Raw genomic sequence first — 1084 nt, 5'->3', positions numbered from 1 at the left:
TTTCTCAGAAATGTTAATTCTGAGAAACGCAAAGATTATATTTTAACAAGGCTATTCAATTTATTCATTTGTTTACGTTTTTGCTCCTGTGATGAATGAACATACAAATTCATTGTAGTTGAAACACTGGCATGACCGAGTATTTCGCTGAGTGTTTTATAATCCATTCCAAGTTCAATACAACGTGTCGCAAAACTATGACGCAGTGCATGAAAATTTATTTTACTGATTTTGCAATCGGAAAGGCACCTATTAAAAATATTCTGTGCCTGTCGTGGTTCAATAAATTTTTCATCACTTCCTGTCAGCAAATATGAGTTTTCATTATTTGGATTGAATGATTTCAAAATTGAAATTAAGAATTTAGGCAATGGTATTATTCTGTTTGAGTTTGGTGTTTTTGGTGGCGTTATTATGATTTTAGTTTTGCCGGTTTCATCAGTGCATTGTACTCTTTGCATAGTTTTGTTAATTGAAACAAAACCATTATATAAATCTATATCTCCCCATTTTAATGCACATAGCTCACCACAACGCACACCTGTATATAATGCAAACAAAACACCAAGCTTTGTTAAATCAATATTTTTTGTCAAAAATGTAGTCAATGCTTTTTGCTCTTTTTGTGTAAGAATTTTAAGCTCGCTTTTTTGTTGCTTGGGTAAGATTATCTTGATATGGTCAACGCAATCGTAATCATTGTCGTACGCAAAAGCAAGTACATTGTTTATGACTGAAACATAAGTTTTTACTGTCGTTACTGACATTAAATTACAAAGCAAAATGTTGTTAACTGTCTGCTGAATTCTTTTGCTATTGATTTCTTCAATCATACAGTCGCAAAAAATTTTACTTATGTTTTTAGTGATAAAAATATATTTTGTGTAGGTGGATTCTTTCCAATAAAATCTGTTGTGTTCAAGCCAAAGTAAAGAAACATTTTCAAAACTGTTATCCATATTGCAACCCCTTATCCTAAAAATAGTACAGTAGCATTTGTCAACAGAAAACTAATTGACTGTAATGCCGATATGTAATATAATAACAGTGTAATAATTTTCTTGGAATTAACATTTCTGAGAAA

At 30.8% G+C, this 1084-nt stretch carries 1 protein-coding gene; it reads right to left on the bottom strand.

Features of this window, described 5'->3' with window-relative positions:
• Positions 1-35: 35 nt before the first annotated feature.
• On the bottom strand, positions 36-959 hold the full coding sequence (locus B5D29_RS08520) for a tyrosine-type recombinase/integrase (protein WP_078769128.1): 924 nt from the start codon (positions 957-959) through the stop codon (positions 36-38).
• Positions 960-1084 lie beyond the last annotated feature (125 nt).

The sequence above is a fragment of the Eubacterium coprostanoligenes genome (assembly GCF_900167205.1).
In the GTDB taxonomy this organism is placed as follows: Bacteria; Bacillota; Clostridia; order Oscillospirales; family Acutalibacteraceae; genus Eubacterium_R; species Eubacterium_R coprostanoligenes.
The sequence above is the reverse complement of the archived record's forward strand: the minus strand, read 5'-3'. Positions and strand labels throughout refer to the sequence as shown.

Coding starts and splice junctions, on each gene's coding strand:
- B5D29_RS08520 (WP_078769128.1), bottom strand. CDS start 959: ATGGATAACAGTTTTGAAAATGTTTCTTTACTTTGGCTTGAACACAAC.